A 14,099-nucleotide genomic window follows, 5' to 3' on the forward strand; every position below is an offset into this window, starting at 1 on the left:
CACCCGCGCTCACCCCCCCCCCGGCCGCGCGACCCCGCCCCCCCCCCCCCCGCGCGAGTTCCTCGTCGCCGACTTCGAGATCCAGCCTGCGCGCCTCGGCGTCGAGTGAGATCCAGTCACCGGTCCGGACCAGCGCCAGCGGCCCGCCGATCGCCGCCTCGGGTGCGGTGTGCAGCACGCAGGTGCCGTAGCCGGTGCCGCTCATCCGCGCGTCGGAAATCCGGACCATGTCGTCGATCCCGGCCTCGAGCAGCACCCGCGGCATCGGCATGTTCCCGACCTCGGGGAAACCCGGATAGCCACGCGGGCCTGCGTTGCGGACCACCAGCACGGTGGACTCGCCCGCCGGCAGGCCCGGGTCCTCGCACACCGCGACGTAATCCTCGATGCGGTCGAACACCAGCGCCTGCCCGCGGTGCCGGAGCAGCCGCGGGGACGCGGCGGAGATCTTGAGCACCGCACCGCGCGGGCACAGGCTGCCGCGCAGCACCACCGTGCCCGAACCGGCGGGCCGGAACGGTTGCTCCCTGGTGCGGATGACCTCGTCGTTCCAGCACCGCGCGCCTTCGACGTTCTCGCCGAGGCTGCGCCCGGTCACGGTCTGCGCGTCGGTGTGCAGTACGTCCCGCAGCCGGTCCAGCACGGCTGGAAGCCCGCCCGCGTAAGCGAAATCCTCCATCAGGAAGCGACCCGACGGCATCAGGTCGACGAGCACCGGGACGTCGCGGGCGAGCGCGTCGAAATCGTCGAGGGTGAGTTCGACGCCGAGCCGCCGAGCCAGCGCGAGCAGGTGCACGACGGCGTTGGTCGAACCGCCCAGCGCCGCGTTCACCCGGATCGCGTTCTCGAACGCCGCGCGCGTCAGGATCGTGGCCGGCCGGAGGTCTTCGGCCACGAGCCCGACCGCGCGGCGTCCGGTGGCCTGGGCGAGCGCGAACCGCCGGGAGTCGACCGCGGGGATCGCGGCCGCGCCGGTGAGCTGCATACCCAGCGCTTCGGCGAGACACGCCATCGTCGACGCGGTGCCCATCGTCATGCAGTGCCCGCGGCTCCGGGACATGCACGACTCGGCCTCGGCGAGGTCGGCACCGCTCATCCGGCCCGCCCTCGCCTCCTCGTGGAACCGCCAGACGTCGGTGCCAGAGCCGATGTCCGCGCCGTGGAACTTCCCGTTCAGCATCGGGCCGCCGGTCAGCATGATCGCGGGCAGGCCGACGCTCGCGGCGCCCATCAGCTGGGCGGGCGTCGTCTTGTCACAGCCGGAAAGCAGCACGACGCCGTCGAGCGGGTTGGCCCGGATGGTCTCCTCGACCTCCATCGCCATCAGGTTCCGGAACAACATCGTGGTGGGCCGCATCAGCGGCTCACCGAGCGACATCGTGGGGAATTCGAGCGGCAGGCCGCCCGCCTCCCACACCCCGCGTTTGACCGCTTCGGCCAGTTCGCGCAGATGGGCGTTGCACGGGGTCAGCTCGGACCAGCTGTTCGCGATGCCGATCACCGGCCGCCCGTCGAAGACGTCGTCGGCGAAACCCTGGTTGCGCATCCAGGACCGGTGGATGAACCCGTTGCGCCCTTCCGCGGCAAACCACTGGGCGCTGCGTGGCGACGTCGGCGACGGCACTGTCGTTCTCCTCCCGCAGGGAACACCACCGCCAGTCAACCACGAAGATCGGCACCGGGACAGCACCGCCCGTCAGGCCTGGCTGTTCTCCCGGGAACCCTTGCGCGCCAACACCTTCTTGTGCGCCGAGTCCAGTGCCGCGACGATCGCGAACGCGACGACCACGATGCCGCCCGCCACGACGTAGCACCACGGCGCGGGCAGGTAGTTGGCCGCCGACATCACCGACGGCTCCTTGTCGGTGAACAGCCGGAAGATGATCGCCATCACGCCTTCCCAGAACCCGGCGATGCCCACCACCGCCATCCCGAGCCGGTACCAGCCCTCGTCCATTTCGTCCGCTCCCCTGTTGTCGATCATTACGTTACGAACGTATCATTCGGATATCGCGAATTCTGGATTAGAAGCAGGTGAAAGTGCCTTTACGTCACACAATTTCCGTCACGGCTTCCCGGCCTTCACGTGACGAAAAGCGGCGGCGCTGCCCGGTGTGCCGGACCCCGCTGCCGACCGGGGAGCGCGGCAGGCCACCCACGTACTGCTCTCGTTCCTGTCAGGCCAAGGCGTACCGGCAGCGGAAGAACCCGCCCGTCCCGGCGCCTCCGGAACGGGACACCCGATCGCCGCGACGGCATCAGATCGCCGAAGCGGTGTGGCGTATCGCCGCCGAACGAGGGCTGGAAGCGGCGAGCATGCGTGAGATCGCCGCCGAGGCGGGCGTTTCCCTCCGCGTGGTCCAGTACCACTTCGAGAGCAAGCACCAGCTGCTCGTGTCGGCGCTGGAAATGCTGCACGAAGAGAACAACGCCCGCGGCCGCGAGCGAGCCGGTACCGAGGCGCTCGGACCGCGCGCCCTGCTGGCGGCCGTCCTCGACGAGTTCCTGCCTCTCGACGAACAACGCCGGACGTCGTTGCGCGTCCTGAGCGCCTACTACGCGCGCAGCCTCACCGATCCCGCACTGGCGGCGGTGTTCCTGCACAACCAGCATCCGCTGGAGGACCTCGTCGCCGGCCTCATCCGGCAGGGCCGGCGCACCGGGCTGGCCGGTCGCGAGCTCGACCCCGGCTACGAGGCGGATCTGCTCGTATCCGGTGTCATCGGCCTGAGCATCGACATCCTGCACGAACGGCGGAGTGTCGAGGAGGTCCGGCACCTGCTCGGCTACCACCTCGACCGGATCTTCCCGGCTTCCCTGCCGTAGCGTCCACAGTGGACATACGGGAAAACGAATGGCGCCGATCCGGCCCTGCCGGTTCACTGTGCTCATGACCGTTCTGGACACCCGGCCGCTGTATCCGCTCGAACGGCGGGCGCTGCTCGACCTGCTGGCCTCGCTCGACGCGGCCGACTGGGCGAAGCCGACCGTGTGTCCCGGCTGGGACGTGCAGGACGTCACCGCGCACATCCTCAACGACTACCTGCGGCGCATCTCGGGCAGCCGCGACGGCCACCCCGGCGCGGTGTTCGCCGACGACGAGACGCTGCCCGCCTATCTCGCCCGCACCAACGAGGAATTCGTCCGCGCCGCACGGCAGTGCAGCCCGCGGACGATGATCGACCTGCTCGCCCATCTCGGCCCGCAGCTCGACGCCGTCTGGGCCGACACCGACCTCAGGGGCCCGGCCCACCTCAACGTTTCGTGGGCGGGGCCCGGCGAAAGCCCGGCCTGGCTGGACATCGCCCGCGACTACACCGAATTCTGGGTGCACCAGCAGCAGATCCGCGACGCCGTGTCCCGGCCCGGCGCCGACGAACCCACGCTGCTGCACCCCGTCCTCGCCGCGTTCGCGCACGCTCTTCCCATCGCGCTGCGCGATCAGGACCGGCAGACGGGCACCGCGGTCCTGGTGGAGATCACCGGCCCCGCGGGCGGCCGGTGGGTATGTCTGCGCGACGACACCGCGTGGCAGCTGGCCGACGTGAATGGCGGCGACCCCGCCGCGACCGTGGTCATGGACCAGGACACGGCATGGCGGCTCGCGACCCGGGGCATCACGGTCGCCGAAGCACGGCGTCGCGCCGAGCTGAGCGGCGACGCCGAATTGACGACGGCCGTGACGACCTGGCTCGCGATCGTGGCGTAGCTAGCTTCGCTCGATTCTCGCCAGCCAGGCCGGTGGGCCGTCCGGATCGAACCGCGTCTTGATCCGCTCCGGCTCGATCGCCGTGACGTGCCAACCGGTGTCCCGGCCGAACGCCGCTGTCAGCTCTTCCCTGCCGACGGGATGCGGGCCGCGGCTCTCGGCGGGGCCGACGTCGCTGAAGCACAGCACATACAGGGTCGCACCAGGCTCGGTCACCGACGCCAGGCTTGTCACGTAGTCCCGCTTCTCGTCGGCGTCGCAGGTGTGGAACAGGCCGCAATCCACCACTGTGTCGAATACGCGGCCCAGGCGGTCCAATCGGAAGGCGTCGGCCGCCAGGAACTCGGCCCCGAGACCACGGGCTCCGGCCTTCTCCCGCGCGATCGCCAGCGCGGTTTCGGCCACGTCGACGCCCAGAACCGGCAAGCCGAGCGAGGCGATGTGCAGGGCGTTTTCGCCAGTGCCGCAGCCGGCGTCGAGAACCGCGCCGGTGAAGACCCCTTCGGCGGCCAGGCGCACGATCGCCGGTTGCGGCTCGCCGACGTCCCAGGGCGCGGGGCCGTCGTGGTACGAAGTGTCCCAGGGCTGGCCCGCCTGTCGCTCGTGACTCGTCGGTTCCCTGCCGCCGAACGGATCCTCGGCGGGAATTCCTGGTCGCTCGGACATCGTCCCATCGTCGCACGGCTGTCCACTGAGGACACGAGGGTCAGCCGAGCAGCACGTCCGCCGAGCGCGACGGGACGGCGTCCAGCGACGCGAGCGTGGCGTCGTCGAACCGGATCGCGCCCGCCGCGAGGTTCGCCTCGAGGTGACCGGCGTCCGCCGTGCCCGGGATGAGGAGCACGTTCGGGGCGTGGTGCAGCAGCCAGGCGAGTCCGATCTGGGCGGCAGTGACGTCGAGAGCCCGCGCCGTGGCGAGAACCGCGGGCTCGTCACTCACCTTCGGGACGCCGGGGAACGCGCCGCCGAGCGGGAAGAACGGCACCCACGCGATTCCCTCGGCGACACACAGCCGCAGCATCTCCTCGTCCTCACGCGTGACCAGGCTGTAGCAGTTCTGCACGCAGGCGATGCTCGCCGGAAGCGCGCGGCGCAGCACGTCGAGGGTCACCGCGCTCAGCCCGATCGCGCCGATCTTGCCTTCGTCCCGCATCGCCGTCAGCACGGCGAGCTGGTCGTCGACGTCGACGACCTGGTCGCCCTCGGCGAGCAGCCCCGGCCTGGTGTCGAGACGGCGCAGGTTCACCACCGGGATCTGTTCCGTCCCCAGGCTTTCCAGGTTGGCCTCGACACTCGCCCGGAGCTGTTCGGGCCGCTGCGCGGGACGCAGCGGGATCGGACCGCCCGGATGGGGATCGGCACCGACCTTGCTCACGACCACGACGCCGTCCTCGGGGCGGATCGCCTCCCGGATGAGACCGTTGACCAGGCCGTCGCCGTAGAACTCGGCGGTGTCTACGTGATCGACGCCGAGTTCGACCGCGCGGCGCAGGAGCGCGACGGCGGCTGTGCGGTCGCCACGCAGGCGTTCGAGCTGCATCGCGCCATAGCCGACGCGGGAGACGATGTGGCCCGCGAGCAGGCCCGCGCCACCGGGGCGTGGTGCGCCGGTGGCGGTGACCTCGGGGGAAGAAGACATGGACGCTCCGTCCTTCGTGCGAGAATGAGCAAAGCGGAGGACCCTCCGCTCAGTCGACGGTAACACAACCGGAGGTGCCTCCGCTTTGACTCCACCCGAACCGCCGGACGCCGGCCGGCCCGTCCGCGCCGACGCGCGGCGCAACCGCGAGAAGCTCATAGCGGTCGCCCGCGCTGCCTTCACAGCGGCCGACGACTCCGTCCCGCTGGAAGGCATCGCCCGCGAGGCCGGTGTCGGCATCGGCACGCTCTACCGCCACTTCCCCACCCGCGAAGCCCTCGTCGAAGCCGTGTACGCCGCCGAACTCGACGACGTCGTCACGAGCGCCTCCACACTGCTCGACCGGCACCCGCCCGAGGACGCGCTCCGCGCGTGGATGGACCGGTACGCGGAGTTCAGCGCGGCCAAGCGCGGGATGATCGCGACGCTCCGCACCGGCTGGGGCCTGTCCGGCCCGCCGACGCCGACGACCCGGGAGCGCATCACCGGGGCGATCGGGAAGATCCTCGCGGCCGGGGTGACCACCGGCGTTTTCCGCCCGGACGTCGAACCCGACGACGTCACGGCGATGCTGCTCGGCGTGTTCCTCTCCACGTCGGCCACCAACACGCCGGAGCAGATCCGCCGCCTGCTCGACCTCGTCGTCGACGCGGTCCGCCCGCGAGCGGAATAGCCGGGACGCCTCCGTTGTCGTCGTTGAAGACGAACGCCGACGAAAGCTGGGGACGGATGAAGGCAATCGCGGTCACGCGCTACGGCGGGCCAGAGGTGTTGCGGGTACTCGACCTCCCGGAGCCACACGCCGGTCCGGGCGAGGTCCGCGTGCGGGTGCGGGCCGCGGCGGTCAATCCCGCCGACATCGTGCTGCGCGAGGGCGGCCTCGCCGAGCGGTTCGAGTTCGCGCCGCCGTACGTGCCGGGAATGGACGTCGCGGGGGTGCTCGACGAAATCGGCGAGGGGGTCACGACGCCGATCGCGCTCGGTGAGCGGGTCATCGCGGTCGTCGTCCCGCTCGGCGAACGTCGCGGCGGATACGCCGAGTACGTGGTGGTACCGGCCGAATCGGTCGTCCGCGCACCGTCCGAAGTGGACGACGTCGCGGCGTCGACGCTGCTGATGAACGGGCTCACCGCACGGCAGGCGATCGACGTGCTGAAACCGGCGCCGGGGCGGACGGTGGCCGTAACGGGAGCCGCCGGGGCGGTCGGCGGATACGTGATCCCGTTGGCCAAGGAGGCGGGCCTCCGGGTGATCGCGGTGGCCTCTCCCGCGGACGAACCGCTCGTGCGCGAGTTCGGCGCGGACGAGGTCGTCGCGCGCGGGGACGACCTCGCCGCGCGCATCCGTGAGGTGGCGCCCGGCGGCGTGGCCGGGGTGGTCGACGCGGCGCTGGTCGGGCCGTCGATCCTGCCCGCGATCCGCGACGGCGGGGTGCTTGCCGTGGTCCGCCCGTTCGAGGGCGAGCCGGAACGCGGGATCACGGTGCACCGCGTCCGGGTGAGCGACGACGTCCGGGTCACCGCGGCCCTCGAGCGGCTCCGTGACCTGGCCGAACAAGGCGTGCTGCGCCTGCGCGTGGCACGGACGTACCGGCCGGAGGAAGCCGCCGAGGCCCATCGGGCCTTCGAACGTGGCGGGCTGCGCGGCCGTCTCGTCTTCGAGTTCTGACGGCGCGCCGGACCGTCCACTCCGGACTGATCGAGCGGGGTGCGGGGCGGGTTGGCACCGGCGGAGCCGCCCGGTCTACCGTGGTGTGTGGACAGCGCCGCCCTCCGGATCACCGCCCGCACCCCGGCCGAATCGAGCGCCGCGGGCACGTGGTTCCAGCACACCATCGTCGATTCCCACCGGCTCCAGCTGCTCTGCTTCTTCGTCAGTATGGTGCTGGCGTTCGGGTTCATCCGGCTCTCGGTCCGGCTCATCCGCGCGAACGTGCGGTGGTGGCCGAAGAACATCACCCCGGGCGGGCTGCACCTGCACCACGTCGTGTTCGGGGTCGTTTTCATGCTGATCGGCGGCGTCGCCGGGTACGCGATCCCGGACGAATCGACGGTCTGGCGCGCGGTCATGGCGGGGCTGTTCGGCGTCGGCTCGGCACTGGTGCTCGACGAGTTCGCCTTGATCCTGCACCTCAAGGACGTCTACTGGTCGGAGAAGGGCCGGGTCTCGGTCGACGCCGTCTTCGTCGCGATCGCGCTGGCCGGGCTGCTGCTGCTCGGGTTCCGGCCGGGTGTGGTGGACATCTTCGTCGAGATCGGTCCCGAAGAGGGCAATCTGACCCGGACGCTGGTGATCGCCGGCGACCTCGGGCTGGCCATCGTGACCCTGCTGAAGGGCAAGATCTGGAGCGGGCTCATCGGCCTTTTCGTGCCGGTCCTGCTGTTCGTCGGGGCAGTGCGGCTCGCCCGGCCGAACTCGCCTTGGGCACGCTGGCGTTATCCCGCGTCGGGCGCGAAGGCGAAACGCGCGCTGTGGCGCGAACAGCGGCTGCGCATCCCGGTGGTCAAGGCGAAGATCTGGGTCCAGGAGCTCATCGCGGGGCGCCACGACCGGAACACGTGACGTTACGGCACCAGCACCGCGGCACCGGTGACCCGGCCTCCGGCGAGATCGGTGAGCGCCCGGTCGGCTTCGGCGAGCGGATACGGCATCGTGCTGACTCGCAGCCGCTGTTCACCGGCCAAGCGCAGGAAATCTGTCGCGTCCTGCCGTGTGTTGGCTGTGACGCTGCGAATTTCCCGCTCCTGGAACAAATGCCGCTGGTAGTCGAGTGCCGGGATTTCGGAGAGGTGGATCCCGGCGATCGACAGCACTCCCCCGCGGTCGAGCGCCGCGAGCGCGGGCGGCACGAGATCACCGGCCGGGGCGAACAGGATCGCCGCGTCCAGTGGTTCGGGTGGCGTGCCCGCCTGTGCCGAGGCCACGCCGAGGTCGCGGGCGAGTTCCTGGGCGCGCGGGCTCCGCGTCATGACGTGCACCCGCGCGCCGCGGGCGAGCGCCACCTGCGCGGCGAGGTGCGCGCTCCCGCCGAAGCCGTAGATCCCGAGCCGTCCGCCTTCGGGCAGCCCGGCGCGTTCCAGCGCGCGGTAGCCGATGATGCCCGCGCACAGCAGCGGAGCGAGTTCGACGTCGAAATACCCGGCGGGCAGCTGATGTGCGTAGGCGGCGGACACCACGCAGTACTCGGCGTACCCGCCATCGGCGTCCCAGCCGGTGTACACCGAGCCGGGGCACAGGTTTTCCGCGCCCCGCGCGCAAAACCGGCAGGTGCCACAGGTCCCCCGCAGCCACGCAACGCCGACCCGGTCCCCCACCGCGAAGCCCGCCGAAGCATGCACGACCTGGCCCACGACCTCATGTCCCGGTACGACGCCCCGGCGGCGCACGGGCAGATCGCCCTCCGCCACGTGCAGATCCGTCCGGCAGACACCGCTGGCCAGGACCCGCACCAGCAGTTCGCCCTCGCCCGGTGCTGGTACGGGCTCACGAGTCCGCACCAGCGGCCCCGACGCCATCGGCCCCGGACGGTCCACACGCCACGCGGTCATCTCCGCCATCCCGGCATTATCCGCCCGGCGGGCGGGTGGCGGCGACGTCGCGGCTGTGGTCCTCCCAGGCCGCGGCGAGGCGGTCCACCGCGGTTTCGAGGGTGTGCGGGGATTCCGCTATCGAAAGCCGGACACCGGCGAAGTGCCGCCGGTCGACGCAGCACGCGGCGCCCGGGGTGACCAGCACGCCGTACCGCGCCGCCCGATGCGCGTAGGTTTCGCTGTCCGCCAACGGCAATCGCGCGTACAGCGACAGGCCCGCCGCCGGCGGCTCGACAGCCCAGGCGGGCAGCCGCTGCCTGATCGCGTTCACCAGCAGGTCCCGGCGTGCCGCCAGCGCGGCGCGGAGCTGTCCGTGCCAAGCGTCGTCGACGGCCTCCAGCAGCCGGGCGGCGAACAGTTGCCCCGGGACACCCGGTGCGAGGTCGTTGGCCGATCGCAGGCGCAGAAGGTGCCCGCGCAACGCGGCGGGCGCGCGGATCCAGCCGATCCGCAGTCCCGCCCAGAACATCTTCGACAGCGAGCCGATCGCGACCACGGAGTCGTCGGACGCGGCGAGCGGCGGCACCGGTTCGGGGTCCTCGTCGAGGGCGAGGCCCGCTTGGGCGAGATCCTCGACGAGGAGCCCGTCGCTGGAACGCGCCGCGGCGAGCAGCGGCTCGTGCCGCGACCGCGTCAGCACGGCGCCGGTCGGGTTGTGCCCGCACGGATCGACGTAGATCACCGGCGCGGCGAGGCGGCCCGCCGCGCGGCGTACGGCGTTGACGTCGATCCCGAGCGAGTCCACTCCGACGCCGAGCAGCCTGCCGCCCCGGCCCGCGAGCGCCCCGGCGAGCCCGGGATAGGTGGGGCACGCGGTGATGACGGTCCGGTCCGGGGACACCGCCGCGGCGGCCACGAGCGTCAACGCGTGCTGCGCTCCCGACGTCACGATGAGCTGATCGGCGGTGGTGGGCAGGCCGAGCCGCCGGGTCAGGTGCGTGGCCAGCGCGGCCCGGAGTGCCGGCAGCCCCGCCGGATGCAGGCCATGGCCCCGCCAGTCCGCCTGAACACCGGCGGCGACCTCGGGCAGGTGCTCGGTGCCCGCGGGGACGGACAGCGAGAGGTCGATCGTCTCGCGATCCTCGTCCAGTCTTCGTTGCAGCAGCGCGGAAGCCGGGCTCTGCTTCGGCGCCTGGGTCCAGGCCGGCCGCGCGCGGACGTAGGTTCCCGCGCCCTGCCTGCGCTCGACCAGTCCAGCGTCGGCGAGTTCGTCGAAACAGCGGACCACCGTGCCCCGGCTCAGCCCGAGGCCCTCGGCGAGGATCCGTTCCGCGGGCAGCCGGTCGCCCGCGGAGAGCAGCCCGCGTTCGATCGCGGCGGCGACGCCCTCGGCCACCCGGCGATAGCGCGGACCGGGACGAGCGTCCCAGCCGTCGAGCGCGACGCGCACCCACCACCCCAGATCCTGGTCCATTTTCTCAGATTGGCCCTGTCTCGGCGGCCACCGCAACCGGCACGCTGAGCACATGGACCCCAGCCCGACCCTCGCCCGGCGCTTCTGGGAAGCGCTCGAACCCCTGCACGCGACCGTGTACTTCGCACCCGAACCCGCCGAAGTCGCCAGGGCGCTCGGCCTCCGCGGCTGGTGGATGGGCTACTTCGCCGGCCGGATCGCCCCGCTCGGCCCGCTCGGCGCCGCCCCGGTGACGTCGATGTTCTTCGGTTTCGCGCCGGGCATGGTCGAGCGGGCGCTGCCCGACGCGTGGGCGTACGCGGCGCCGGACGCCGTGCTCGCGAGCCGGATCGACGCCGTCACCGCAGCCCTCGACCGGCTCTTGCCGCCAGGTGGTCACGACCGGCTCGTCGAACTCCTCGAACGCGCCGTCGACGGCTGCCGCTACGAGGGCCGTCCGCTCGCGGCGGGCTGGTCGCGGGTCCGGCGCCCGGAGAGTGTGACGGGCAGGCTCTGGCTCGCGGCGACCGTGCTGCGGGAACACCGCGGCGACGGGCACGTCATCGCCGCGGTGCACGCCGGGCTGCGTGGCCTCGACGCGACGCTCACGCACATCGCGACCGGGAACGTCACCCGCGAGATCATCCAGCCCAACCGTGGCTGGAGCGACGCCGACTGGGACGAGAGCCGCCGCAGGCTCGTGGCGCGCGGGCTGCTCGACCGCACCGGCAGGCTCACCAAGAGCGGTGGCGTGCTGCGCAGGCAGGTCGAGGACACCACCGACCGGCTCGCCGCCGATCCGGTGGCCACCCTCGGCGAGTCCGGTGTGGACGAAGTCATCCGGCTGGCCGCGCCGCTGAGCCGCCACCTCGTCGACACCGGCGTCATCCCCGTCCCGAACCCGATCGGCGCACCGCGCCCCTGACCCCGGCAGGAAGCCATGACCATCGCACTCGACCGCGACGACGCCGTCGCCACGATCACCATCGACCGGCCCGCGAAGCTCAACGCCCTCGACTACGCCACGATCGACCGCCTCGTACGCACTCTCGACGAACTCGAATCGGACGCCGCGATCCGCGCGGTCATCCTGACCGGCGCCGGGGATCGCGCGTTCAGCGCGGGGGCCGACATCGGTGATCTCGCGGGCAGCATCGGGCGCGGCGCCGAGGCGGCACTACGAGAGATCGTGCGCCGCGGACAGGGACTCACCCGCCGTATCGAGGAGTTCCCCAAGCCGGTCATCGTGGCGGTCAACGGGCTGGCTTACGGTGGCGGCTGCGAGGTCACCGAAGCCGCTCCGCTGGCCATCGCCAGCGAACGCGCCACCTTCGCGAAACCCGAGATCACACTGGGCTTTCCGCCTCCGTTCGGCGGGACGCAGCGGCTGCCCCGGCACGTCGGGCGCAAGCGGGGCCTCGAACTCATCCTCACCGGCGACCCGATCGACGCCGACCGCGCCGCGGAACTCGGCCTCGTCAACACCGTCGTCCCCCACGACGACCTACTGCCCGCCGCGCGTGAACTCGCCGGGCGCGTCGTCCGCCACTCCCCCGCCGCCGTCCGCGCGTGCCTCGCCGCGGTGACGCGCGGGATCAACCTGCCGATCGACGAGGGCCTCGGCGTCGAAGCCGCCTGGTTCGCCGCCACGTTGCCGCACCACGGCGTGCCCAGCGGCGTCGAGCGCTTCCTCACTCGCCGGTAGGTTCGTCTGTCGCTTGTGGACGGTGCTGCCCAGGAGTCATCGGGGCAGCAGGTGCCTCGGTGGCGGATCGATGCCATGCTCGCGGCGGTACACGAGATCGCAATCCCAGCATTGGCGGGGCACGCCGTGTGTGTCCCGCTGACAACCCTGGTCGAACTCAGCGACGACGGACACGCCACACAGCATCGTGATCGCCTCGCCAGGCCGCGGTACGTGGCTGAACCGCGCGCGGTGCCATATCCCGTCGACGACCGGATGGACCGCGTCGAGATTGACGTAGATCAGCGCGTTCATCGCGAGCCGCCGCGTTGTGCGCGCCGCCGCTCGACGGCCTCCTTCAGTCGTTCGTTCAAAGCGTCCTGGATCGAATGCCTGCCGCTCGCATCCAGCAGGTCGAGCAACCGCTCATCAAGGAGGAGCGTCGGGCGGTCGTCGAATGCGATCACCGCGACGAACTGGCCGTCGATAGGGCTTCGGGTCACACCAGTCGTTATTTCGATTTCGCGGCCCGTCATGTCGACGGTCCGCGAGATGCATTCTTTGCGCCAGCCGCGTCCTGCCATGTCCACTCCCACCCAACTGGCCATCACGTCCTGACAAGTACCGTGGCACGAAAAGGCCAACTGGTCAAGACAAGCTGACAAGTGCGATACTGGCGCGCATGGTCGATCGGAGAAGCGGTGTACCCGCGTTTCGCCAGGTGGCAGCGGACATCCGGCAGAAGATCGTCGCCGGGGACTATCCACCCGGCGAGCAACTACCCAGCGAACGCGAACTCGTCGACACCTACGGCGTCTCGCGTCCGACGGTCCGAGACGCCGTCAACATGCTGCGATCGGAAGGGCTCGTCACTTCCGAACACGGCCGAGGTGTCTTCGTGCGACCACCGGCCAGCATCCAGCGGATCGCCCGCTCCAGGCTCTCCCGCGCCGCTCGCGAGCGGAACCGTGGCGCGTTCCTCGCCGATGCCGCCGCGCGCGGCTTCACGCCGTCCACCTCCGTGAAGATCCGCTTCGAGCAGGCCGACGAACGCGCAGCCACCCATCTCGCCATCGACGAAGGCGCCGAGATCACGGTGAGAGATCGGGTGATGCGAGCCGACGGGCTGGTGGTCCAACTGGCGGTGTCGCGCCTTCCGCGCGAGCTGACGCGCGGCACCGCGATCGAGGACGTCGACACCGGACCCGGCGGTGCGTACGCGCGCCTTGAGGAATCCGGTCATCGGCTCGGTTCGTTCGTGGAGCACGTCGGCGCTCGGATGCCGACGCCGGATGAGGCGACGCTGTTGCAGGTGGCGGAAGGAGTTCCGGTCATCACCGTGACCAGGGTGGCCTACACCGAGGACGGCAAGCCGGTGGAGATGAACGACATGGTGCTCGCCGCTGACCGATACGAACTGTCATACGAGTGGCCCGCGGACTGATCGGTCCGGCGCTTTCCCCTGTCCGTCGCTTATGGACGGTGCGGGACAGTGCGCAGCCCGGAGGTAGTCCGCGCGCGCCCCGCCCCGGGACACTGGTGCGTATCCCGGCCGGGCCCGCCCCACGACGGTCAGCCCGGCGCCCCGGCGAGGAAGACCGCAGCCATGAGCAGCACGCACAAGGTCCGCCAAAACGCCAGAGCGCTCTTCACCCGGCACCTCCGGCTTCTCGCGGCCGGGCGGGTCCGTGAGTGGGTGGAGCTGTTCGACGAGGACGGCGCCCTGGAACTCGCCTTCTGCCCGCCTGGCATCCCCTGGCGCTACGCCGGGCACCGCGACCTTCACGAATATCCGCGGTACATCCGGCAACACGCCAAAGCTCGCTTCTCCCCGCCCACGTTCCACGCCACGGAGGACCCCGAGCTGGTGATCGCCGAATACCACAGCCGCGGCGTCGCGGTCACGACCCGGCGCGCGTTCACCCAGACCTACCTTTCCGTGGCGTATATCAGGAAGTCCCGGATCACCCTGCTTCGCGACTTCTGGAATCCGCTGGTCGTGCTGGACGCCTTCGGTGGCCCCGAAGCCCGCGATTACGTACTCGGCGCCCCCGCGGAATCGCGGGAGCGCCGAGCAGCCTGAC

The 14,099-nt window shown here is 71.2% G+C and carries 17 protein-coding genes; 9 read left to right on the forward strand and 8 right to left on the reverse strand.

Annotation, left to right across the window (positions count from 1 at the left end; genetic code table 11):
• Both ACFWY9_RS13755 and ACFWY9_RS13760 read right to left on the reverse strand, forming a co-directional pair.
• Nucleotides 1-1,624: IlvD/Edd family dehydratase (locus tag ACFWY9_RS13755; RefSeq protein ID WP_378338991.1), on the reverse strand; the 1,624-nt coding region annotated here is incomplete at its 3' end.
• Between the two features lie 72 nt (nt 1,625-1,696).
• The gene (locus ACFWY9_RS13760) at nt 1,697-1,984 is read right to left on the reverse strand and encodes a hypothetical protein (RefSeq protein ID WP_378325368.1); all 288 of its coding nucleotides are present in this window, start codon (nt 1,982-1,984) and stop codon (nt 1,697-1,699) included.
• A gap of 128 nt (nt 1,985-2,112) precedes the next feature.
• On the opposite strand from ACFWY9_RS13760, the gene ACFWY9_RS13765 reads away from it, so the two are divergent.
• Entirely contained in the window at nt 2,113-2,826 is a 714-nt protein-coding gene (locus tag ACFWY9_RS13765; protein ID WP_378325367.1) for a TetR/AcrR family transcriptional regulator, read from the forward strand.
• A 64-nt stretch (nt 2,827-2,890) separates the two neighbouring features.
• Nucleotides 2,891-3,709: a maleylpyruvate isomerase N-terminal domain-containing protein gene (locus ACFWY9_RS13770; protein WP_378338992.1), complete on the forward strand. Its 819-nt coding sequence runs from the start codon at nt 2,891-2,893 to the stop codon at nt 3,707-3,709.
• Here ACFWY9_RS13770 and ACFWY9_RS13775 read toward each other — a convergent pair whose 3' ends face one another.
• A complete protein-coding gene (locus ACFWY9_RS13775; protein WP_378338993.1) occupies nt 3,710-4,375 on the reverse strand; it encodes a class I SAM-dependent methyltransferase in 666 nt (221 codons plus the stop codon).
• Nucleotides 4,376-4,415: 40 nt separating this feature from the next.
• Nucleotides 4,416-5,348: an aldo/keto reductase gene (locus ACFWY9_RS13780; RefSeq protein ID WP_378338994.1), complete on the reverse strand. Its 933-nt coding sequence runs from the start codon at nt 5,346-5,348 to the stop codon at nt 4,416-4,418.
• A gap of 85 nt (nt 5,349-5,433) precedes the next feature.
• On the opposite strand from ACFWY9_RS13780, the gene ACFWY9_RS13785 reads away from it, so the two are divergent.
• The 3 genes from ACFWY9_RS13785 to ACFWY9_RS13795 all read left to right on the forward strand — a co-directional run bounded on the left by ACFWY9_RS13785 (nt 5,434) and on the right by ACFWY9_RS13795 (nt 7,910).
• Nucleotides 5,434-6,021: a TetR/AcrR family transcriptional regulator gene (locus ACFWY9_RS13785; protein WP_378338995.1), complete on the forward strand. Its 588-nt coding sequence runs from the start codon at nt 5,434-5,436 to the stop codon at nt 6,019-6,021.
• 56 nt (nt 6,022-6,077) lie between these two features.
• Nucleotides 6,078-7,016 (forward strand): NADP-dependent oxidoreductase, encoded by a 939-nt coding sequence (locus ACFWY9_RS13790; protein ID WP_378338996.1) that lies wholly within the window; start codon nt 6,078-6,080, stop codon nt 7,014-7,016.
• Between the two features lie 87 nt (nt 7,017-7,103).
• Nucleotides 7,104-7,910 carry a hypothetical protein gene (locus ACFWY9_RS13795; RefSeq protein ID WP_378325358.1) on the forward strand — a complete coding sequence of 269 codons (807 nt, stop codon included), beginning with the start codon at nt 7,104-7,106 and terminating at the stop codon, nt 7,908-7,910.
• 2 nt (nt 7,911-7,912) lie between these two features.
• On the opposite strand, the gene ACFWY9_RS13800 is transcribed toward ACFWY9_RS13795, so the two are convergent.
• Complete coding sequence (locus tag ACFWY9_RS13800) at nt 7,913-8,896, reverse strand: zinc-binding alcohol dehydrogenase family protein (protein WP_378339010.1); 984 nt, start codon at nt 8,894-8,896, stop codon at nt 7,913-7,915.
• A gap of 16 nt (nt 8,897-8,912) precedes the next feature.
• Nucleotides 8,913-10,352, reverse strand: coding sequence for a PLP-dependent aminotransferase family protein (locus ACFWY9_RS13805; protein WP_378338997.1), 1,440 nt, complete (start codon nt 10,350-10,352; stop codon nt 8,913-8,915).
• A gap of 52 nt (nt 10,353-10,404) precedes the next feature.
• On the opposite strand from ACFWY9_RS13805, the gene ACFWY9_RS13810 reads away from it, so the two are divergent.
• Both ACFWY9_RS13810 and ACFWY9_RS13815 read left to right on the forward strand, forming a co-directional pair.
• On the forward strand, nt 10,405-11,256 hold the full coding sequence (locus tag ACFWY9_RS13810; RefSeq protein ID WP_378325356.1) for a hypothetical protein: 852 nt from the start codon (nt 10,405-10,407) through the stop codon (nt 11,254-11,256).
• Nucleotides 11,257-11,271: 15 nt separating this feature from the next.
• Nucleotides 11,272-12,036, forward strand: coding sequence for a crotonase/enoyl-CoA hydratase family protein (locus ACFWY9_RS13815; protein WP_378338998.1), 765 nt, complete (start codon nt 11,272-11,274; stop codon nt 12,034-12,036).
• Nucleotides 12,037-12,072: 36 nt separating this feature from the next.
• On the opposite strand, the gene ACFWY9_RS13820 is transcribed toward ACFWY9_RS13815, so the two are convergent.
• Together ACFWY9_RS13820 and ACFWY9_RS13825 are read right to left on the reverse strand one after the other, a co-directional pair.
• Nucleotides 12,073-12,330 (reverse strand): zinc finger protein, encoded by a 258-nt coding sequence (locus tag ACFWY9_RS13820; RefSeq protein ID WP_378338999.1) that lies wholly within the window; start codon nt 12,328-12,330, stop codon nt 12,073-12,075.
• Complete coding sequence (locus ACFWY9_RS13825) at nt 12,327-12,599, reverse strand: hypothetical protein (RefSeq protein ID WP_378325353.1); 273 nt, start codon at nt 12,597-12,599, stop codon at nt 12,327-12,329. The genes ACFWY9_RS13820 and ACFWY9_RS13825 overlap by 4 nt, the downstream gene beginning before the upstream one ends.
• 98 nt (nt 12,600-12,697) lie before the next feature.
• On the opposite strand from ACFWY9_RS13825, the gene ACFWY9_RS13830 reads away from it, so the two are divergent.
• Entirely contained in the window at nt 12,698-13,459 is a 762-nt protein-coding gene (locus ACFWY9_RS13830) for a GntR family transcriptional regulator (protein ID WP_378325352.1), read from the forward strand.
• A 162-nt stretch (nt 13,460-13,621) separates the two neighbouring features.
• Nucleotides 13,622-14,098, forward strand: a complete 477-nt coding sequence (locus tag ACFWY9_RS13835; protein ID WP_378339000.1) for a nuclear transport factor 2 family protein — start codon at nt 13,622-13,624, stop codon at nt 14,096-14,098.
• The last annotated feature ends 1 nt before the right edge of the window (nt 14,099 follow it).

Source organism: Amycolatopsis sp. NPDC059027, from assembly GCF_042739735.1.
Classification (GTDB): domain Bacteria; phylum Actinomycetota; class Actinomycetes; order Mycobacteriales; family Pseudonocardiaceae; genus Amycolatopsis.